A 19,935-nucleotide genomic window follows, 5' to 3' on the forward strand; every position below is an offset into this window, starting at 1 on the left:
TTGACCGGTCGTCCGGTTTTCTGACCCTTTGATGCCGTTCTGTCGGATTTGCAGGGGCGTGTCTCACGACACGCCCCTGTGACATTGTCAGATGATCGCGCCAAAAGGCGGGACCAAGGCCGTCCCCGACCGGCCCGCCGGGTAGGTTGTCATCCGTGCCGACCTCCATCCCCCTCCTCCGCCGCGTCGTCGCGCTGCCCTCCCGGCTGCCCGCCTCCGTGCGGACGGGGTACTGGACCCGGGTCGTCCCGGTGCTGGCCCTGCTCGCCGCCCTGACCCACATCCCCTCCTTCCTGCGGCCGGTCTGGAGCCCCGACGAGGGCTTCCTGGCCACCCAGGCCCGGATGCTGGCCGACGGCGGCGTGCTCTACGACACCGTGGTCGACCGCAAGCCCCCGCTGCTGCCCTGGCTCTACGAGGCCTGCTTCGCCGTCTTCGGCTCGGCCTCGCTCTGGCCGCTGCGCACACTCGCGATCGTCGCCCACCTGGTCACCGCGATCCTGCTGGCCTCCCTGGCCCGGGGCCGCTGGGGCGACCGGGCCGGGGAGGCCGCCGGGGCGCTCTACCTGCTGGTCTCGATCGGGCTCTCCCCGGAGGACACCCAGGCGGCCACCTTCGAGGTCTTCATGCTGCCCGCGATGGTGGCGGCCTTCCGGTACGCCGAGCGGCGGCGCTGGCTGGCCGCCGGGATCGCGGTGGCGCTCTGCTCGCTGACCAAGCAGACCGGTGGGGCGGTCATGCTGCCGGTGCTGTGGATGCTCTTCCAGGACGCGCGGCAGCGCGGCGTTCGGTGGCTGCCGGCCCTCGGCAAGATCGGCTTCGGCTTCGCGCTGCCGATAGCCCTGGTCGCCGTCATCCTGACCAAGCCCAAGGGCTTCCTCTTCTGGGTGGTCACCGGCAGCGGCGACTACGCCTCGCTCGGCGGCTCGCTGCTCCAGATGACCGGTCGGGCGCTCGGCAACTCCGCCATCCTGCTCGGGGCCGGCCTCGGCTTCCTGCTCCCGCTCGGGCGGCGGCTCTGGTTCGCCTTCCGCCACCGCCCGCTGGCCGTGGCCGCCGGCGCCGAGCACGGCGCCACCTCGGACCTGTGGATCTGGCTGCTCTCCTCGGTGATCGCCGTCTCCACCGGCTTCCACTTCTTCGGGCACTACTACCTGCAGCTGATCCCGCCGCTGGTGCTGCTCGGCGTGGGCGCCGTCTCCACCTCCGCGATCAGCTGGCGCCCGGTCGCCGTCTACAGCACCGTCGCGGCCACCGTCTTCTGGGCCCTCGCCCTCTTCTGGCCCGGCCAGCGCCTCACCCACACCACCGAGGTCGCCACCACCGTCGCCGAGCAGACCACCCCCAAGGACACCGTCCTGGTCTGGGGCATGCACCCCGAGCTCTACTGGCTGGCCGACCGCCGCCCCGCCTCCCGCTACCTCACCGCCGGCTTCCTCACCAACTACAGCGGCGGCAAGGACGGCCAGCAGGTCGGCGAGCAGTACAGCGTCTCCAACGCCTGGCAGACCTTCGACCAGGAGCTCGCCAAGAACCCCCCGGAGATCGTCGTCGACGACTCCGGCCGGGCCCCCTACCAACCCGAGCTCATCCCCAAGATCGAGAACCTGCTGGCCACGCGCTACGAAGTGGTCGGCGTGAACGCTGACACGGTGATCTACCGCCTGAAGCGCTGAGCTGAGCTGAGAGGTTTCGTACCGAAACCTCTTGACAGTCGATCCCCCCCTCGCGAGAGACTTCCCCGGCGCCGATTCCGGCGGTCAAGGGAAATCAGTGGGGGACGTTCCGGTGCGAAGCGCAAGAATCCTGTCGGCCGTCGGGGCGTTCGCCCTCGGAGTGGGGCTCCTGCCCACCATGGCTTCCGCCGAAGCCGGGGGCGGCACCCGCTACGTGGACGGCCACAGCCAGTCCTGCTCCGACGCGGGCAGTGGCACCGAGGCGGCGCCGTACTGCACCGTCCAGGCGGCGGCGGACGCGGTGACGCCGGGCCAGACCGTGGTGATCGACCAGGACGTGCCGGCTCCGGGCACCGTGCACGTCACCCGCTCGGGCACGGAGGTGGCCCCGATCACCTTCACCGGACGGCCGGGGAAGCAGTTCGTCCTCAGCGGACTGGCGGTGACCGGAGCTGCGCACCTGCGGTTCCAGGGGATGTACTGGGCCGAGGGCGGGGTGGCCGTCTCCAGTGCAGAGGATGTCAGCTTCGACCACGACGCGCCTTACTCCGGTGTCGGGCCGTTCCACGTGACCGACGGCTCCACCGGAGTCCGATTGACTCGGAGCTGGTTCTTGAGCCAGGCGCCGATCGTGGTCGACAAGGGGTCGACGGGCACTGTCATCAGCGGCAACTACTTCGCCAGTGTCGACCACCCGAGTGCGGCGTTCGTCTCCGTCGACGGAGCGACCGGCACGGCTGTCACGGGCAACACGATGCGCTTCAGTTGCGGCGGTGCAGTCTCGGTGGGCGGTCGATCCACGGGAACGACCATCGAGAACAACGTCGTCATGCCGCCCTGGCGCAGCACCTGCGCGACCAGCGGGATCCAGGTGGCGGCGGATTCCACTGCCACGACCAAGAGCGCGTACAACCTGTTCAACCCCGACGCGGCGCAGCCGATCTACACCTGGTCGGGTGTCTCCTATCCCGACCTCGCCGCTTTCCGGACGGCCACCGGCCAAGGCGACCATGACCTGAGTGCGCCCGATGGCAGCAGGATCCTGGCCTGCCAGACCAACTACATGCAGCTGGCCGGGCCGCTGGCCGTCGACTCTGCCGACTCGGACGCGCCCGGCGCATTGCCCACCGACATTTACGGCACGCCCCGCACCGACGACCCGACCATCCCCGACACCGGGGCCGGCGGCGGCCACTACGACCGGGGCGCGGTCGAACTCGGTGCCTGCCCGGTCCTCGACACGGAGATCTCAGGGGAGCGGGAGACCCATCAGACCGGTGCCCGGTCGGTGCGGGCCTTCCTCACGGTCAAGCAGAGTTGGGACCTCCCGGGCACCATCGAGGTCGCCTGGGGGGACGGGACGACGACTTCGTACCCGTTCCACGGCTCGCAGGGCGTGACGGTGGAGCACACCTATGCCCGGGCCGGGATCTACACCACGACCGCGACCACCACGCTGGCCGGGATGTCGAGCAGCCTGACCCTCACCTCCACCACCATGGGCTCCCAGTACCGGGCCGTCACCCCGGTCCGGGCGCTGGACACCCGGGACGGTACGGGGGCCGGCGGGCGGATCGCCCGGATCCCGGCCCGCGGTGTGCAGCACCTGGACCTCTCCGGGGTGCTGCCCAAGGGGGCTCTGGCCGACAGCGCCGTCGTCAACATCACCGCAGTCAACCCGGGGGCGGCCGGCTTCATCACCGCGTACGAGACCTCCCGGCCCCGGCCGCTCGCCTCCACGCTGAACTTCACCAAGGGGGCCGTGGTCGCCAACCTGGCCACCCTGCCCAGCGCGTGGGGGATCGACCTCTACAACGGCTCGGACGCCCCGGTGGACCTGGTGGTGGACCTGGCGGGCTACTACCAGCGCAGCGCCGGGGACGGCTTCCACCCGACCGCCCCGACCCGGCTGCTCGACACCCGGAAGACCCGGCAGGTGCCCGCCCACGGCTCGACCACGCTCAAGGTGGCCGGGGTCGGCCCGGTGGCGGCCGACGCCTCGGCGGTGATGCTGAACGTCACCGAGGCCAAGGCCACCGCGCCCGGCTTCGTCACGGCCTACCCGGCCGGGATCGACCGGCCGACGGCCTCGAACCTCAACTTCACCCCCGGGGCCGTCGTGCCCAACAGCACCGTCGTGCCGGTGGGCGCGGACGGCTCGGTGACCTTCTACAACGGCTCCGCCGCGCCGGTGGACCTGGTGGTGGACGTGCAGGGCTACTACAGCCCGACCGGCGGGATGGCCTTCCAGTCGGTCACGCCCACCCGAGTCCTGGACACCCGGGACTGGTACGTGGCCAAGCCGGTGGCCCCGTTCTCGTCCACCGCCGCGTACGTGGGCGGGCCGGACTTCCGGGACGACATGCAGCCCAAGGCCGTGGTGCTCAACACCACCGTCACCGGGCCCACCGCCGCCGGCTTCCTCACCGCCTACCCGGCGGGCACCACCCGGCCGACCGCCTCGAACCTCAACTTCGCGCCGAACCAGACCCTCGCCGCGATGACGGTCAGCGGTCTCGGCTCGGGCTCGAAGGTGTCGCTCTACAACGGCTCTTACGGCTCTACCCACGTGGTCGCCGACTTCACCGGCTACTTCTACGGCTGACCCGGCTCCGCCGCCAGGCGGCGGAAGCGGCCCCCGTGGAAGACCAGCGGAGCCGTCGCCGGGGTGGCGGCGAGGTCGTGGACGCGGAGCAGGACGATGTCGTGGTCGCCGGCCGGGACGAGCTGGTCGATGCTGCACTCGAACCAGGCGGCGGCGGCCGGGAGCACGACGGCGCCGGCCTCGGTGGCCCGCCAGTCGAGGCCGGCGAAGCGGTCGGCGGCGGTGCGGGAGGCGAGGCGGAGGCAGGCGTCCTGGTGCTCGGCGGCCAACACGGAGATGCCGAGGCGGGGGCGGCTGCGCAGCACGGGCCAGGTGCTGGAGGCGCGGTCGGCGCAGACCGAGACCAGGGGCGGGTCGAGGGAGACGGAGGTGAAGGAGCTGGCGGCCAGGCCGACCGGGTGGCCGTCGACCAGGGCGGCCACGGCGGTGACGCCGCTGGGGAAGGCGCCGAAGACCTGGCGGAGGGCCTTGGGGGCCAGCTTGGGGTCGAGATCGGTGGTGACGGTCATCGCTTGGACCATTCTTCGGCGAGCAGCTCGTAGGAGCGGACCCGGTCCTCGTGCTGGTGGGTGATGGTGGTGACGATCAGTTCGTCCGCGCCGGTCTCGGCCCGGAGGACCTCCAGCTGGTCGGCCACCTGGGCGGCGGTGCCGAGGAACTGGGTCTCCACCCGGTCGGCGACCAGCTCGCGGTCGGCCTCGGTCCAGACGTGGGCGCGGGCCTCGGCGGGGGTGGGGAAGGGGATGGCGCCCTCGCCGCTGCGGATGGAGCGGACCCAGAGGCCGTAGCCGGTGGCGAGTTCGCGGGCGGTGGCCTCGTCCTCGGCCACCACCACGTCGGCGGAGACGCTGACGTGCGGGCGGTCGAGCACGGCCGAGGGCTTGAAGGCGGCCCGGTAGCCCTCGGCGGCCTCCAGCACGGTGGCCGGGCTGACGTGGTAGTTGGCCGCGAAGCGCAGGCCGTGCCGGCCGGCCGTCTCCGCGCTGATCCCGGCGCTGCTGCCGAGGATCCAGACCTGGAGGTCGGCCCCCTCGCCCGGTACCACGCGAGCGTCGGGGTAGGTCCCGGCCAGCAGGGCCAGCAGGTCGGCGATCTGCTCGTCGTAGGGCTGGGGTTCGGCGCCGGGCAGTTGGAGCAGCCGCCGGTGCAGGGCGAACCGCGGTGAGTGCAGCAGGTGTTCGAAGGAGAAGCGGGCCGGGATGCGCAGGCCACCGGGCGTGTACCCGGGCTCGGAGCGGACCGGCGCGGGAGCGCCCGAGCGGGGTGCGGCGGAGCCGCCGGAGCGGCCGAGCCCGAGGTCGAAGCGGCCCGGGTGGAGCGCGTCGAGCAGGCCGAACTCCTCCACGGTGGCCAGCGCGGTGCGGTGCCCGAGCTGGACGGCCCCGGCGCCGAGCCGGATGGTGGAGGTGGCCGCGGCGGTGAGCGCCAGCACCACGGCCGGGGAGGTGCCGGCCACGCCGGGGTTGAGATGGTGCTCGGCGAACCAGTGGCGGGCGTAGCCGAAGCGTTCCGCCTGCTGCGCCAGGTCGATGCTGTTGAGCAGGGCCTGCCGGGCGTCGGAGCCGGAGGAGATCGGTACCAGGTCGAGCACGGTGAGCGGGGTGTTGGTCATGAGAGGTCCTCCGGAGTCGGGGTGTCGGTCACGGCTGCTCCTCCGGAGCGGGGACGGCGGGAGACCAGGGCCACGGCGGGTCCGGCAGGCTGTGGCGCAGCGCCGGGGCGATCTCGCCTTGGAACAGCTCGAGGCTGTCCCGGTGCTGGGTGTCGGTCAGGCCGCTCGCCTCGGCGCGGATGTGCAGCACGCTGTGGCCGAGCTGTTCGTGGTAGCGGTGCACCTTCTCGACGATCTGCTGCGGGCTGCCGATCAGGGCCGAGCTGCGCTCGACGAAGTCCTCCAGGGTGGTGAAGACCGGCTCCGGCGTGTGCGCCAACTGCCTTTCGAAGAGCGGACGGTAGACGGCGAGGGCCTGCTGGGAGGTGCGGGCGGCGTAGTAACCGGCGCTGCCCGCACCGACGGTGGCCAGAGCCGGGTCGTGGCCGTAGTGGGCCCAGCGTTCGCGGTAGTGGCGCACCAGGGCGGCGTACGGCTCGATCGGGTTGGTGACGTTGGCGGAGAAGAGCGGGTCGCCGTAGCGGGCGGCCAGGTCGGCCGAGCGTTCGCTGGTGGCGCTGCCGTGCCAGACCCGGACGGGCTGCTGGAGCGGGCGCGGCCAGACCTCGGCCTCGGTCAACTCCGGCCGGTAGCGCGGCTTGTAGGTCACCTTCGGCTCGCGCCAGAGGCGGCGGAACAGCTCGTAGGATTCGGCGTTGCGGTCCCACTGGTCCTCGGGCGAGACGTCGAAGAGCTCGCGCTGGGCGGTGCCGTTGCCCTTGCCGATGATCAGGTCGAGCCGGCCGTCGGAGAGGTGGTCCAGGGTGGCGTAGTCCTCGTACGCGCGGACCGGGTCGAGCAGGCTGAGCGTGGTGACGGCGGTGAACAGCCGGATCCGGCTGGTGCGGGCGGCCAGGTGGCCGAGCAGCACCGGGGGCGAGGAGGAGATGAAGGGCCGCTCGTGCCGCTCGCCCACGCCGAAACCGTCGAAGCCCAACTCCTCGGCCAGCACCGCGTTCTCGACCACCTCGCGGAACCGCTCGCGGGTGGGCTTCGGCTGCCCGGTGGCCGGGTCGGGGGTGTGCGGGATCAGCGTGATGGCGAGGAACTTCACCGGGCCACCGCCGGGCGGGCGGTGGGGCGCGGGGTGGCGAGCCCGAGGTGGTCGCGGAGCGTCTCGCCCTGGTACTCGGTGCGGAAGACGCCGCGCTCCTGGAGCAGCGGCACGACGGTGTCGGCGAACTCGTCCAGGCCGCCCGGGGTCAGGTGCGGTACCAGGATGAATCCGTCGGCCGCGTCCGTCTGCACGAACTCGTTCAGGTCGGAGGCGACTTGGGCCGGGGTGCCGATGAAGGTCTGGCGGCCGGTCACCTCGATCACCAGCTCGCGGGCGGAGAGCTTCTTCTCCTCGGCCAGCGCCCGCCACTGCGCGGCCACCGCCACCGGGTCGCGGTGCATCCGTACCGAGGCCCGGCCCTGGGCCACCGTGTTCTCGCCGGGCAGCGGGTCGACCGTGGGCAGCGGGCCGTCCGGGTCCAGGTCGCTCAGGTCGCGGTTCCAGAGCTGTTCGAGCAGCCGGATCGCGGTCTGGCCGCTGACCTGCTGGCGGCGGATGTGGTGGGCCCTCTCCTGGGCCTCGGCCTCGGTCCCGCCGAGCACGAAGGTGACCCCGGGCAGGATCTTGAGCTCCTCGGGCGCCCGGCCGTAGCGGGCCAGCCGGCCCTTCACGTCGGCGTAGAACTCCCGGCCGGCCTCCAGGGTGCCGTGCCGGCTGAAGATCGCGTCGGCCGAGGAGGCGGCGAACTCGCGGCCCTCCTCGGAGTCGCCGGCCTGGAAGAGGACCGGCCGCCCCTGCGGGCTGCGCGGCACGTTGAACCGGCCGGCGATGTCGAACTGGCTGTCCCGGTAGGAGAACTCACCCGGGGCGGGCTCGGCGAGGAAGGCGCCGGACTGCTGGTCGGCGAGGATCTCCCCGCCGTGCCAGGAGTCGAACAGCTCAGTGGCGGCGGCCAGGAAGCGGCGGGCCCGCTCGTAGCGGTCCTCCTGGGCGAGGAAGCCGCCGCGCCGGAAGTTCTCACCGGTGAACGCGTCCCAGGAGGTGACCACGTTCCAGGCGGCCCGCCCGCCGGAGAGGTGGTCCAGCGAGGCGAACTGCCGGGCCACCTCGTAGGGTTCGTTGAAGGTGGAGTTGATGGTGCCGGCCAGCCCGAGCCGGTCGGTGACGGCGGCCAGCGCGGCCAGCACGGTGAAGGTGTCGGGGCGGCCGACCACGTCCAAGTCGTAGATACGCCCGTGCTGTTCGCGCAGCCGCAGGCCCTCGGCGAGGAACAGGAAGTCGAACTTGGCCCGCTCGGCGGTCTGCGCGAGGTGGACGAAGGAGCTGAACTCGATCTGGCTCCCGGCGGCCGGATCGCTCCACACCGTGGTGTTGTTGACGCCGGGGAAGTGCGCGGCGAGGTGGATCTGCTTCAGCGGCTTGCTCATGGCTGCCACTCCTTCCGGTCAGAGCGCGGCGGACGCGTAGCGGTTGGCGGGGCGGGGCAGGCCGAGCAGACCGCGCAGGGTGCTCGCCTCGTAGCCGGTGCGGAACAGGCCGCGCCGCTGGAGCTCGGGCACCAGCAGCCGGGTGATCTGCCCGAGGTCGTAGGGCAGGGTGGCCGGTCGCAGCCGGAAGCCGGTGAGGCCGGCCCGCTGCCAGTCTTCGAGCAGGTCGGCCAGCTCGGCCGGGGTGCCGGTGTAGACGTACGCGTCGCTGCGGTACGGCGCGCCGGCCAGTGCGTCCAGCCGGTCGAGCCGGGCGGCGGCGGCCCCCGCCTTCTCGTCCAGCAGCACCACCAGATCGGCGAAGACGTGCACCGTCTCGGCCGCCCGGCCGGCCGCCGCCTGCGCCGCGCGGATCTCGGCCACGACCGCCTCGGCCTCGGCGGCGTCCTGCGGGGTGACGAAGCCGAGGTCGGCGGAGCGGCCGATCAGCCGGTACGGCTCGGCGCGGTGGGCCAGCGCCGCCACCGGCGGCTGGCCCTGCGGCGGCCGGGGCGTGATCGAGGGCCCGCGCACCGCGAACCGGCTGCCGGTGAAGTCGATGTGGTGCAGCTTGGCGGTGTCGACGAACCGGCCGGTGGCCACGTCCCGGATCTCGGCCCCGTCCTCCCAGCTGTCCCAGAGCCGCCGCAGCACCTCCACGTACTCCTCGGCCTCGGTGAACAGCTCGTGCAGCAGCTCGCGCCCGGCGGGGGAGTCCAGCGCCTCCGGCTCCACCCGGGTGATCGGGCGGCGGCCCACGTGCGCGGCCTCGTCGGCCCGGCCGGAGACCTTCACCCGCAGGCCCGCGCGGCCGGAGCTGACGTAGTCCAGGGTGGCGATCGCCTTGGAGAGGTGGAACGGCTCGGTATGGGTGGTGATCGCCGTCGGCAGCAGGCCGATGTGCCGGGTCAGCGGCGCGATCCGGGCGGCGGTGAGCACCGCGTCCAGGCGCCCGCGCACCTGGTCGGTGCGGTCGTCCGGGTCGAAGGGGAGGGTGGACTGGAGGCTCAGCGAGTCCTCGAAGGTGACCAGGTCGAGCAGCCCGGCCTCGGCCTCGGCGACCAACTCGGCCCAGTAGGCGGCGGTGAACAACTCCCCTGGTCGGGCCTCCGGTTCGCGCCAGGCGGCGGGGTGCCAGCCGGCGCCGTCGAGGGCGACGGCCAGGTGGAGCGGCGGGGTGGGCGGGTGGACGGACATGGTGGGACCACCTGGGTGCTAGGAGGGCCACGGCGCGCGGGAGCGCACACCGGCGCGGGCCCTCGGCGAGGCTGAGGCAGGGGTGGGGGGACAGGGTGGGGAACGGCAGCGGGGAGAGCGGGCTTCAGCTCTGACAGGCGGCCGGACAGAGCGCGGTGGCGACGCGCTGGAGGTCGATGTGGAGCCGCGCGTAGGTGGCCGGACGGGCCGGGTTCTGCTGCACCGTCGCCACCTCCGTTCGCTGTCTTCGCTCTCACTCACCTGCACCGTAACCCGGCCGGGGAGCCGGACACAATGCGCGCCGGCCGCCTGATCGCGCCGTCATCTTCCCGAAACAGTGCGGTAGTTGTGTTGCACCGCCACCCTGCGGACGGCCATTGACAGCCGTCGCGGAGGGCGCCTACCTTCGACCGCACCGGAACGGGAGAGTGACGACGATGCAGGCAGCAGCACTGATGACCGCCCAGTGGCGGCCGTGCGCGTGCCCCGCCGCGCCCCGGTGTTGTCCGGCCTGCGGCTGACCCCTCCGTCCTGACCGACGCCCACCTCGCCTGCCCCGATGCGGCGCGGTCCCCCCGTGTCCCCGTACCGCTGTGACCCCCGGCCCCACCGCCGGTGCGCCGTCACGGCCTCCGCTGGAGTCTCCCGATGAGCGAATCGCTCACCCCTGTCATCCCCGAAACCCCCGCCGCACCCGAGGCCCGACCCCGGCCGGACGGTGCCGAGCGGGTGCTGCCGCTGCGCCACCCCGGCCGCTGGCTGGTCGGCGCCCTCGTCCTGGTGCTGCTCGCCCAAGTGGCGCACGGTCTGGCCACCAACCCGTTCTACCAGTGGGACAGGTTCCGCTACTGGTTCCTCCGCCCGGTGATCACCGACGGCCTGGCCGTCACCCTGGAGGTCACCGCCTGGAGCGCGGTGCTCGGCCTGGCCGGCGGGGTGCTGCTCGCGCTGGCCCGGCTCTCCCGCAACCCCGTGCTGCGGGTGGTCAGTTGGGGGTACGTCTGGCTGTTCCGCTCGGTGCCGCTGATCGTGGTGCTGCTCTTCCTCTACAACTTCAGCGCTCTCTACCGCACCGTCAGCCTGGGTGTGCCGTTCGGCCCGGCGCTCTGGAGCTTCGACGAGTCGCGGCTGGCCACCGACCTGGTGGTGGCCGTGGTCGGGCTCAGCCTCAACGAGGCCGCCTACGCGGCCGAGGTGGTGCGGGCCGGCCTGCTCTCGGTCGACCAGGGCCAGCACGAGGCCGCCGCCGCCCTCGGCCTGCCGGGGCGGTACCGCTTCACCCGGATCGTGCTGCCGCAGGCGCTGCGGGCGATCGTGCCCGCCTACGTCAACCAGCTGATCGGGCTGGTCAAGAGCACCTCGCTGGTCTTCTACGTCTCGCTGCTCGACCTCTTCGGCTCGGCCCAGAGCCTCGGCAGCACCTACCCCGGCGACATCGTGCCGCTGCTGCTGGTGGCCACCGCCTGGTACGTGCTGCTGACCAGCCTGGTCTCGGCCGCCCAGTACTACGTCGAACGCCGCTACTCGCGCGGCGTCCGGAAGGAGACCGCCCGATGAGCGCCCCCGCAGCAGTGGAACTGCACGACGTGCACAAGTCCTACGGCTCGCGCGCCGTGCTGGCCGGCATCGACCTGACCGTCCGCGCGGGGGAGGTGGTCGCGGTGATCGGCCCCTCCGGCTCGGGGAAGTCCACCCTGCTGCGGGTGGTCAACCACCTGGAGCGGCCCGAGCGCGGGCACGTCAGCCTGCACGGCGAGCTGATCGGCGTCCGCCGCCACCGGGGCCGGCTCCGTGAGCTGGCGGACCGTCAGATCCTGGTCCAGCGAAGGAAGATCGGTTTCGTCTTCCAGGGGTTCAACCTCTTCCCGCACCTGACCGTGCTGGACAACGTGGCCGCCGCCCCGGTGGCCACCGGCCTGCTGGCCAAGCCGGAGGCCCGGGAGGCCGCCCGGGCCCTGCTGGCCCGGGTCGGGCTGGCCGACCGGGCCGAGGCCTACCCGCGTCAGCTCTCCGGCGGCCAGCAGCAGCGGGTGGCGATCGCCCGGGCGCTCGCGCTGCGGCCCGAGGTGATCCTCTTCGACGAGCCCACCTCGGCGCTCGACCCGGAGCTGGTCGGCGAAGTCCTCTCGGTGATCCGGGACTTGGCGGCCAGCGGCACCACCCTGGTGATCGTCACCCACGAGATCGGCTTCGCCCGCGAGGTGGCCGACCGGGTGGTCTTCCTGGACGGCGGCCGAGTCCTCGAACAGGGCCCGCCCGCGCAGGTCCTCGACCACCCTCAGCACCCGCGCACCCGCGAGTTCCTCGCCAAGGTGCTCTGAGCCGGCCCTCGCCCGGCCCCACCCCGCTCAGCCGCGCCAACTCCGTGCTGCGCCAAGCCAGTACCCCGTCAAGCCCGCACCGCGCCAACTCCGTACCGCGCCAAGCCCGCACCGCGCCACATCCTCTCCGCAGCGCGTCAACTCCGCACCACGACAAGGAAACCACCGCCATGCCCGCCATTCGCAGCAGACTCCGCCGCGCCCTGTCCGCAGGCACCGCCGCCGCCACGCTGACCCTGGGCCTGGCCGCCTGCGGCAGCAGCGCCACCCCGGCCGCCTCCGGCACGTCCGGTGCCGGCACCGGCGCGATCGCCATCGCCGCCAAGTCCAACGGCGCCGGCACCCCGGCCGAGCTCAAGGTCGACCCGGTGGCCGAGATCCGGGCCGAGCTGCCGGCCGAGGTGGCCAAGCGCGGCAAGCTCGTGATCGGCGTCGGTGCGCTGCCGGCCGGCTCCCCGCCGCTGAACTTCATCGGCGACGACCAGCGCACCCTCACCGGCGCCGAGCCCGACTTCGGCCGGCTGATCGCGGCCGTGCTCGGCCTGGAGCCGGTGGTGCAGAACTCCACCTGGGAGAACCTCTTCGTCGGGATCGACAGCGGCAAGACCGACGTCGGCTTCTCCAACATCACCGACACCGAGGAGCGGAAGAAGAAGTACGACTTCGCCTCCTACCGCCAGGACAACCTCGCCTTCGAGGTGGCCGGCACCAGCGGTTGGACCTTCACCGGCGACTACCGCGTGCTGGCCGGGAAGACGGTGGCCGTCGGCTCGGGCACCAACCAGGAGAAGATCCTGCTGGAGTGGCAGGCCAAGCTGAAGGCGGCCGGCCAGCAGCTCACCGTCAAGTACTTCCCCGACAACAACGCCGTCCACCTGGCCCTGGTCGGGGGCAAGATCGACGCCTACTTCGGCCCGAACCCCGCCGTCGCCTACCAGGTCGCCAAGGATGCGGGCTCGCCCACGCCCACCCGCAACGCCGGCACCTACTCCGGTGCGGGGGAGTCCCTGCAGGGCCTGATCGCCGCCACCACCAAGAAAGACAGCGGTCTGGCCAAGCCGGTCGCCGACGCGGTCAACCACCTGATCAAGAACGGTCAGTACGCGCAGTGGCTCACGGCCTGGCACCTCGCCAACGAGGCCGTCCCCACCTCGCTGGTCAACCCGCCCGGCCTGCCGTCCACCAACTCCTGACCCTCCACCCGCCACCCGGGAGAGCCGTGTCCGCCACCATCCGCAGTGCCACCCGCACCACCAGCCCACCGCACCTGCTCGACAACCCGGTCTGGGCCGCCCTGGCCGGCCCGCACGCCCACCTCGCCGAGCGCCACGGCCGGGCCGCCCGCTACCCGGCCGAGGTCAGCCCCTTCGCCGCCCTCGCCGATCCGGCCGACCCGCAGGCCTGGGCCGACCTGGCCGAGCTGGTCGGCCCCGGTGGCCTCGCCGCCCTGACCGGCCTGCTCGACCCGCCGCCGGGCTGGCGACTGGAGGACACCATCCCCGGCGTCCAACTGGTGGCCACCGCCCTCCGCACCGAGCCGCTGCCGGGGGCCACCGCCCTCCGTACCGAGCCGCTGCCGGGGGCCACCGGTTTCGGGCCCGAGCCGGCCCTGGAGGCCGTCCGGCTCGGGCCCGCCGACGTGCCCGAGATGCTCGACCTGATCAAACGCACCCAGCCCGGTCCCTTCCTGCCCCGCACCGTCGAGCTGGGCGGCTACCTGGGCCTGCGGGTGGCCGGCCGGCTGGTCGCGATGGCCGGCCAGCGGCTGCATCCGCCCGGCTGGACCGAGATCAGCGCGGTCTGCACCGACCCCGCCCACCGGGGCCGGGGCCTGGCCACCCGCCTGGTCCGCGCGGTCGCCCACGGCATCCGCGAGCGCGGCGACACGCCGTTCCTGCACACCTCGGCCGCCAACACCACGGCCATCCGCCTCTACGAGTCGATCGGCTTCACGCTCCGCCGCCGCCCGGACTTCCTGCTGCTCCGCGCCCCGGGCACCGCCCCCGACCGTCCGGGCACCGCCCCCGACCGTCCGGGCACCGCCGCCGAGCAGGAGCGGGCCCGATGACCGCCCCCACCCGCGAGCCCGCCACCCGTGCCGCCGAGCCGACCGCCGAACGCTCCACCCTCGTGCTGCCGCTGCGCCGCCCCGGCCGGTGGGCCTCGGCGGTGCTGCTCCTCGTGCCGGCCGTGATGCTGGTGCACACCCTGTTCACCAATCAGCGGTTCCGGTGGGCGGTGGTCGGCTCCTACCTCTTCGACGGCTCGATCCTGCGCGGCCTGGAGCTGACCCTCTGGCTGACGGCCGCGGTGATGGTGGTCGGCTACCTGCTCGGCATCGTGATCGCGGCCCTCCGGCTCTCGGGCAATCCGGTGGTCGGCGGGCTCTGCTTCGGGTTCGTCTGGCTGGTGCGGTCCGTGCCGCTGCTGGTGCAGCTGCTCTTCTGGTACGAACTCGCCTCGCTCTTCCCGAAGTTGTCGCTGGGCATCCCGTTCGGCCCGGAGTTCGCGGTGTTCCGCACGGCCCACCTGTTCGGCGGGCTCACGGCCGCCTTCGTCGCGCTCACCCTGGACGTGGCGGCCTTCTCCTCCGAGATCGTCCGGGGCGGCCTGCTCTCGGTGGACCGCGGCCAGACCGAGGCCGCCCAGGCGCTCGGCCTCGGCCGGCGCTGGATCCTGCGCCGGATCGTGCTGCCGCAGGCCATGCCCGCAATCGTCCCGGCCTCCGGCAACCTGCTGATCGGGATGCTCAAGGCCACCTCGATCGTCAGCGTCATCGCGGTGCAGGACCTGCTCAACTCCGCCCAGCTGATCTACAACCAGAACTTCGAGATCGTCCCGCTGCTCCTGGTGGCGACCCTCTGGTACGTCCTGCTGACCACCCTGCTCTCCGTCGGCCAGCACTTCCTCGAACGCCACTTCGCCCGCAGCCAGACCCGTTGAGTCTGCTGCTAAGGACCTCCGATGAACCGACCGCCCCTCGCCCGCCTGGCCGCCGCCTCCGCCCTGCTCGCCCTGCTCACCGCCTGCGGCTCCACCACCACGCCGACCGCCGTCCGGGCCACGGCGGCCGACGCCACCGCGCTGCCCACCCAGGACGTGGTCTCCCACCTCAAGGCCGACCCGGCCCTGGCGGCCCAGCTGCCCGAGGCCGTCCGCAGCCGGGGCACCCTGTTGCTGGGCACCACCCAGGCCGTGGGCAGCTCCAGCCTGCCGCACGGCGGCCAGGACCCGAGCGGCAAGGAGGTCGGCCTGGACATCGACCTGCGGGAGGCGGTGGCCAAGCTGCTCGGGGTCCGCTGGGACGTGCAGTACGGCACCTTCCCGACCGTCATCCCCGGGGTGCAGAACGGCAAGTACGACGTGGGGCAGGACAACTTCGGCGTCACCAAGGCCCGCGAGCAGGTGGTCGACTTCGCCACGTACCTGGAGGACGGCCAGTCCTTCCTCGGCGCCAAGGACCTCGACCTCGCCTCGGTCGCCACCCTCGCCGACCTGTGCGGCCACACCGTGGCCACCAGCCCCGGCACCACCTTCCAGCAGATCCTCACCCAGGGCGCGGCCCTGTGCGCGGCGGCCGGCAAGAAGCCGTACACCGTGCAGTACTTCGCCGAGACCGCGCCGATCTTCCTCGGGCTGGCCAACGGCAAGGTCGACATCTACTTCGGCCCGACCCTGAGCCTCAAGTACGACGCCGCCCACCTGCCCGGCACCAAGTACCTGGGCCAACTCAGCTCCACCCCGGTCGGGTTCGTCACGGCCAAGGGCTCCCCGGTGGGCAAGGCCCTGGCCGCCGCCGTCAACAAGCTGATCGCCGACGGCGACTACGACCGGATCTTCGCCAAGTGGGGCGTGGCCGGCACGGGCGTCAAGCAGTCGCTGCTCAACCCGCCGGCCGCGCTCTGACCGGCCGTCAGAGCGCCCGGTGCATCACGTGCAGCCCGACGTACCCGTGCTCCGGGTGGGCGAAGGCGCCGGGCACGGTGCCCACCACCTCGAACCCGAGCGAGCGGTACAGCTTCACCGCGTACGCGTTGGTCTCCACCACGGCGTTGAACTGCATCGCCCGGTAGCCGGCCGCCTTCGCCCACGCCAGGCTGTACTCGCAGAGCGCCCGCCCCACACCCCGCCCCGCGTACGCCGGGTCGACCATGTAGCTGGCACTGGCCACGTGCGACCCGTTCCCCGCCTGGTTGGTGTTCATCTTCGCCGTCCCGACCACCACCCCGGCCTCGTCCACGGCCACCACCGTCCGGTTCGGCGCGGCCAGCAGCCACCACCCCCGCCCCTCCTCCTCGCCGAGGTCCACGGGGTAGGTGAAGGTGTCGCCGGCGGCGACGATCCGCTGGAAGAACGGCCAGATCGCGGCCCAGTCGTCCTCGGTGGCTTCCCTGATCATCATCCGCCCAGCATCCCGCCACCGGGCGGATCATCGCAACGGCTTAAAACGCCGGAGTCCCGGCACCCATCAAGGGGTGCCGGGACTCCGGCGGCTACCGAGCTGCGCGGATCAGGCCGGGATGGAGGCCACGCCCGGGGGGAGGAAGCGCTTGCCGTTGACGCGCTCGGAGACGCCCTCGCGGTCGAGGTACGGGGTGATGCCGCCGAGGTGGAAGGGCCAGCCGGCGCCGGTGATCATGCACAGGTCGATGTCCTGCGCCTCGCCGACGACGCCCTCGTCGAGCATCAGGCCGATCTCCTGGGCGACGGCGTCCAGGGCACGGGCCCGGACCTGCTCCTCGGAGAGGGCCTTGTCGCCGAAGGTGAGGATGGCCAGCACCTCGGGGTCGAGGACCTGCTTGCCGTCCTCCCAGATGTAGAAGCCGCGCTTGCGGGCCTCCACGACGCGGGCCAGGTTCTCGGAGACGGTGAACCGCTCCGGGAAGGCGCCGTGCAGCGTCTCGGAGACGTGCAGGGCGATGGCCGGGCCGACCAGCTCGAGCAGCGCGATCGGGGACATCGGCAGGCCGAGCGGCTCGACGGCCTTCTCGACCGTCTCGAACGAGGTGCCCTCGTCGATGATGTTCTGGATCTCGCCCATGAAGCGGGTGAGGATGCGGTTGACGACGAACGCCGGGGCGTCCTTGGTCAGCACCGCGGTCTTCTTCAGCTTCTTGGCGACCGCGAAGGCGGTGGCCAGCGAGCCGTCGTCGGTCTTCTCCGCGCGGACGATCTCCAGCAGCGGGAGGATCGCGACCGGGTTGAAGAAGTGGAAGCCGACGACCCGCTCGGGGTGCTCCAGCTTCGAGGCCATCTCGGAGACCGAGAGGGAGGAGGTGTTGGTCGCCAGGATGGTGGTCGGGGAGACCACGGCCTCCAGCTCGGCCAGCACGCTCTGCTTGACGCCCATCTCCTCGAACACGGCCTCGATCACGAAGTCCGCGTCACCGAAGGCGACGGCCTTGTCCAGGTGCCCGGAGACCAGGCCCTTGAGCTTGTTGGCCTTGTCGTTGCCGATCCGGCCCTTGGCGAGCAGCTTGTCGATCTCGCCGTGGACGTAGCCCACGCCCTTGTCGATGCGCTCCTGGTCGATGTCGGTGAGGACGACCGGGATCTCCATGCGGCGGGCGAAGAGCAGCGCCAGCTGCGAGGCCATCAGGCCCGCGCCGACCACGCCGACCTTGGAGACCGGGCGGGCCAGCGACTTGTCCGGCGCGCCGAACGGGCGCTTGGCCCGGCGCTGCACCAGGTTGAAGGCGTAGATGCCGCTGCGCAGCTCGCCGCTCATGATGAGCTCGGCCAGCGCGGCGTCCTCGGCGTCGAAGCCGGCCTGCAGGTCGCCATCCTTGACCTGCTGGATGATGTCGAGCGCCTTGTAAGCGGCCGGGGCAGCCCCGTGCACCTTGGCGTCGGCGACCCAGCGGCCCCAGGTGACGGCGTCGTCCCAGGCCTTGCCGCGGTCGTGCTCCTCGCGCTCGACCGTGACCTCGCCCTTGAGGACCTTGGCGGCCCACAGGATCGACTGCTCCAGGAAGTCGGCCGGCTCGAAGATCGCGTCCGCGATGCCGAGCTCGAACACCTCCTTGCCCTTGAGCTGCTTGTTCTGGCTCATCGAGTTCTCGATGATGACCTTGACGGCCTTCGCCGGACCGATCAGGTTCGGCAGGATGGTGCAGCCGCCCCAGCCGGGGACGAGGCCCAGAAAGACCTCGGGCAGCGAGAACGCCGGGACGCCCGAGCTGACGGTGCGGTAGGTGGCGTGCAGGCCGACCTCGACGCCGCCGCCCATCGCCGCGCCGTTGTAGAAGGCGAAGGTCGGGACGGGCAGGGCCGCGATCCGCTTGAAGACGTCGTGGCCGCCCTTGCCGATGGCCAGCGCGTCGGAGTGCTCCTTGAGCACCTCGACACCCTTGAGGTCGGCGCCGACCGCGAAGATGAACGGCTTGCCGGTGATGGCGACGGCGACGATCTTGCCCTCGGCCGCCTCGGCCTCGACCTGGTCGAGCGCCTCGGAGAGCTTCGCGAGCGAGCCCGGGCCGAAGGTGGTCGGCTTGGTGTGGTCGAAGCCGTTGTCCAGCGTGATCATCGCCAGCTTGCCGGCCTGCAGCGGCAGGTCCAGGTGGCGCACGTGGGCCGTGGTGACGACCTCGCCGGGGAAGAGCTCCGCGGCGCGCTTGAGCATCTCGGTGGTGGTCACTTGGTCCCCTCGAAGTGCGGGTTCTCCCAGATGACGGTCGCGCCCATGCCGAAACCGATGCACATGGCGGTCAGACCGTAACGGACGTCGGGGCGCTGCTCGAAGCGACGCGCGAGCTGGTTCATCAGGCGCACGCCCGAGGAGGCCAGCGGGTGACCGAAGGCGATCGCGCCACCGTACGGGTTGACGCGCTCGTCGTCGTCGGCGATGCCGAAGTGGTCGAGCATGGCCAGCACCTGGACGGCGAAGGCCTCGTTGATCTCGAAGGCCTGGATGTCGTCGATGGTCAGACCGGCCTTGGCCAGCGCCTTCTCGGTCGCCGGCACCGGGCCGATGCCCATGACCTCGGGCTCGACGCCGACGAAGGCGTAGGAGACCAGGCGCATCTTGACCGGCAGGCCGAGCTCCTCGGCCACGTCCTCGGCGGCCAGCAGCGAGGCGGTCGCGCCGTCGTTCAGACCGGCCGAGTTGCCGGCGGTGATGTTGCCGTGCGGGCGGAAGGGGGTCTTCAGACCGGCCAGGCTCTCCATCGTGGTGCCCGGGCGCATCGGCTCGTCACTGGTCGCCAGGCCCCAGCCGGTCTCGCCGGCCTCGGGGTTGGTGTTCCGGATCGAGATCGGCACCAGGTCGGGCTGGATGTCGCCGTTGGCGTACGCCTTGGCGGCCTTCTCCTGCGAGCGCACCGCGTACGCGTCGCAGCGCTCCTTGGTGATGTGCGGGAAGCGGTCGTGCAGGTTCTCCGCGGTCATGCCCATGAACAGGGCGGACTCGTCGACCAGCTTCTCCGAGACGAAGCGCGGGTTCGGGTCCACGCCCTCGCCCATGGGGTGACGGCCCATGTGCTCGACGCCACCGGCGACGACGATGTCGTACGCGCCGAAGGCGATGCCGCCCGCGGTGGTGGTGACGGCGGTCAGGGCGCCGGCGCACATGCGGTCGATCGCGTAGCCCGGCACGGACTTCGGCAGACCGGCCAGCAGGGCGGCGGTGCGGCCGATGGTCAGACCCTGGTCACCGATCTGCGTGGTCGCGGCGATGGCGACCTCGTCGATGCGCTCGACGGGCAGGTTCGGGTTGCGGCGGACGAGCTCCCGGATGCACTTGACGACGAGGTCGTCGGCGCGGGTCTCGTGGTAGATGCCCTTCGGGCCGGCCTTGCCGAACGGGGTGCGGACGCCATCGACGAAGACGACGTCCCTCGCGGTACGAGGCACGGGGGCTCTCCTCCCAGGGACCAACAGGACGTAGTGCGCAGGGTGCCGCGAACAGGTAAAGCGGCGCTGCATCACGGCCATGCTACCCGCCGGTAACCAAGCTGCCTAGGACCCCCTGCGGTAACTCGCGTGACGTGCGACACCAGGCACATGGTCAGGGGCGCGGGGAAC

Annotated in this window: 17 protein-coding genes; 8 read left to right on the plus strand and 9 right to left on the minus strand. The window is 72.1% G+C overall.

Annotated elements, in window-relative coordinates; all coding sequences use genetic code 11:
* Nucleotides 1-155 precede the first annotated feature (155 nt).
* Nucleotides 156-1,676: a glycosyltransferase family 39 protein gene (locus CFP65_RS27145; RefSeq protein WP_254552591.1), complete on the plus strand. Its 1,521-nt coding sequence runs from the start codon at nucleotides 156-158 to the stop codon at nucleotides 1,674-1,676.
* 178 nt (nucleotides 1,677-1,854) lie between these two features.
* A complete protein-coding gene (locus CFP65_RS27150; RefSeq protein ID WP_104818647.1) occupies nucleotides 1,855-4,281 on the plus strand; it encodes a right-handed parallel beta-helix repeat-containing protein in 2,427 nt (808 codons plus the stop codon).
* On the opposite strand, the gene CFP65_RS27155 is transcribed toward CFP65_RS27150, so the two are convergent.
* The 6 genes from CFP65_RS27155 to CFP65_RS42610 all read right to left on the minus strand — a co-directional run bounded on the left by CFP65_RS27155 (nucleotide 4,272) and on the right by CFP65_RS42610 (nucleotide 9,815).
* On the minus strand, nucleotides 4,272-4,790 hold the full coding sequence (locus CFP65_RS27155; RefSeq protein ID WP_104818648.1) for a flavin reductase family protein: 519 nt from the start codon (nucleotides 4,788-4,790) through the stop codon (nucleotides 4,272-4,274). The two genes, CFP65_RS27150 and CFP65_RS27155, sit on opposite strands and share 10 nt — an antisense overlap.
* Nucleotides 4,787-5,893: an LLM class flavin-dependent oxidoreductase gene (locus CFP65_RS27160; protein WP_104818649.1), complete on the minus strand. Its 1,107-nt coding sequence runs from the start codon at nucleotides 5,891-5,893 to the stop codon at nucleotides 4,787-4,789. Before CFP65_RS27160 ends, CFP65_RS27155 begins: the two co-directional genes overlap by 4 nt.
* A 28-nt stretch (nucleotides 5,894-5,921) precedes the next feature.
* Nucleotides 5,922-6,986: an LLM class flavin-dependent oxidoreductase gene (locus tag CFP65_RS27165; RefSeq protein WP_104818650.1), complete on the minus strand. Its 1,065-nt coding sequence runs from the start codon at nucleotides 6,984-6,986 to the stop codon at nucleotides 5,922-5,924.
* Nucleotides 6,983-8,356: an NtaA/DmoA family FMN-dependent monooxygenase gene (locus CFP65_RS27170; RefSeq protein ID WP_104818651.1), complete on the minus strand. Its 1,374-nt coding sequence runs from the start codon at nucleotides 8,354-8,356 to the stop codon at nucleotides 6,983-6,985. The genes CFP65_RS27165 and CFP65_RS27170 overlap by 4 nt, the downstream gene beginning before the upstream one ends.
* Nucleotides 8,357-8,374: 18 nt before the next feature.
* On the minus strand, nucleotides 8,375-9,592 hold the full coding sequence (locus tag CFP65_RS27175) for an LLM class flavin-dependent oxidoreductase (RefSeq protein ID WP_104818652.1): 1,218 nt from the start codon (nucleotides 9,590-9,592) through the stop codon (nucleotides 8,375-8,377).
* Nucleotides 9,593-9,716: 124 nt separating this feature from the next.
* A complete protein-coding gene (locus tag CFP65_RS42610) occupies nucleotides 9,717-9,815 on the minus strand; it encodes a putative leader peptide (RefSeq protein WP_371682472.1) in 99 nt (32 codons plus the stop codon).
* Nucleotides 9,816-10,240: 425 nt separating this feature from the next.
* Between CFP65_RS42610 and CFP65_RS27180 the strand changes: the two genes are divergently transcribed.
* The 6 genes from CFP65_RS27180 (at nucleotide 10,241) to CFP65_RS27205 (ending at nucleotide 15,819) form a co-directional block, all read left to right on the plus strand.
* A complete protein-coding gene (locus tag CFP65_RS27180) occupies nucleotides 10,241-11,149 on the plus strand; it encodes an amino acid ABC transporter permease (protein ID WP_104818653.1) in 909 nt (302 codons plus the stop codon).
* Complete coding sequence (locus tag CFP65_RS27185; protein ID WP_104818654.1) at nucleotides 11,146-11,913, plus strand: amino acid ABC transporter ATP-binding protein; 768 nt, start codon at nucleotides 11,146-11,148, stop codon at nucleotides 11,911-11,913. Before CFP65_RS27180 ends, CFP65_RS27185 begins: the two co-directional genes overlap by 4 nt.
* A gap of 170 nt (nucleotides 11,914-12,083) precedes the next feature.
* Nucleotides 12,084-13,106 carry a transporter substrate-binding domain-containing protein gene (locus CFP65_RS27190; protein WP_104818655.1) on the plus strand — a complete coding sequence of 341 codons (1,023 nt, stop codon included), beginning with the start codon at nucleotides 12,084-12,086 and terminating at the stop codon, nucleotides 13,104-13,106.
* A 26-nt stretch (nucleotides 13,107-13,132) separates the two neighbouring features.
* A complete protein-coding gene (locus CFP65_RS27195; protein WP_104818656.1) occupies nucleotides 13,133-13,981 on the plus strand; it encodes a GNAT family N-acetyltransferase in 849 nt (282 codons plus the stop codon).
* Nucleotides 13,978-14,856 carry an amino acid ABC transporter permease gene (locus tag CFP65_RS27200; protein ID WP_104818657.1) on the plus strand — a complete coding sequence of 293 codons (879 nt, stop codon included), beginning with the start codon at nucleotides 13,978-13,980 and terminating at the stop codon, nucleotides 14,854-14,856. The genes CFP65_RS27195 and CFP65_RS27200 overlap by 4 nt, the downstream gene beginning before the upstream one ends.
* A gap of 21 nt (nucleotides 14,857-14,877) precedes the next feature.
* Entirely contained in the window at nucleotides 14,878-15,819 is a 942-nt protein-coding gene (locus CFP65_RS27205) for an ABC transporter substrate-binding protein (RefSeq protein WP_104818658.1), read from the plus strand.
* A 7-nt stretch (nucleotides 15,820-15,826) separates the two neighbouring features.
* On the opposite strand, the gene CFP65_RS27210 is transcribed toward CFP65_RS27205, so the two are convergent.
* From CFP65_RS27210 to CFP65_RS27220, 3 genes are all read right to left on the minus strand, one after another.
* Nucleotides 15,827-16,315 (minus strand): GNAT family N-acetyltransferase, encoded by a 489-nt coding sequence (locus CFP65_RS27210; RefSeq protein WP_104818659.1) that lies wholly within the window; start codon nucleotides 16,313-16,315, stop codon nucleotides 15,827-15,829.
* A 108-nt stretch (nucleotides 16,316-16,423) separates the two neighbouring features.
* Nucleotides 16,424-18,535 carry a 3-hydroxyacyl-CoA dehydrogenase NAD-binding domain-containing protein gene (locus CFP65_RS27215; protein WP_104821156.1) on the minus strand — a complete coding sequence of 704 codons (2,112 nt, stop codon included), beginning with the start codon at nucleotides 18,533-18,535 and terminating at the stop codon, nucleotides 16,424-16,426.
* Nucleotides 18,536-18,546: 11 nt separating this feature from the next.
* Nucleotides 18,547-19,764, minus strand: coding sequence for an acetyl-CoA C-acyltransferase (locus CFP65_RS27220; RefSeq protein ID WP_104818660.1), 1,218 nt, complete (start codon nucleotides 19,762-19,764; stop codon nucleotides 18,547-18,549).
* Nucleotides 19,765-19,935: the final 171 nt, after the last annotated feature.

Origin of the sequence: Kitasatospora sp. MMS16-BH015, assembly GCF_002943525.1 — a bacterium.
In the GTDB taxonomy this organism is placed as follows: domain Bacteria; phylum Actinomycetota; class Actinomycetes; order Streptomycetales; family Streptomycetaceae; genus Kitasatospora.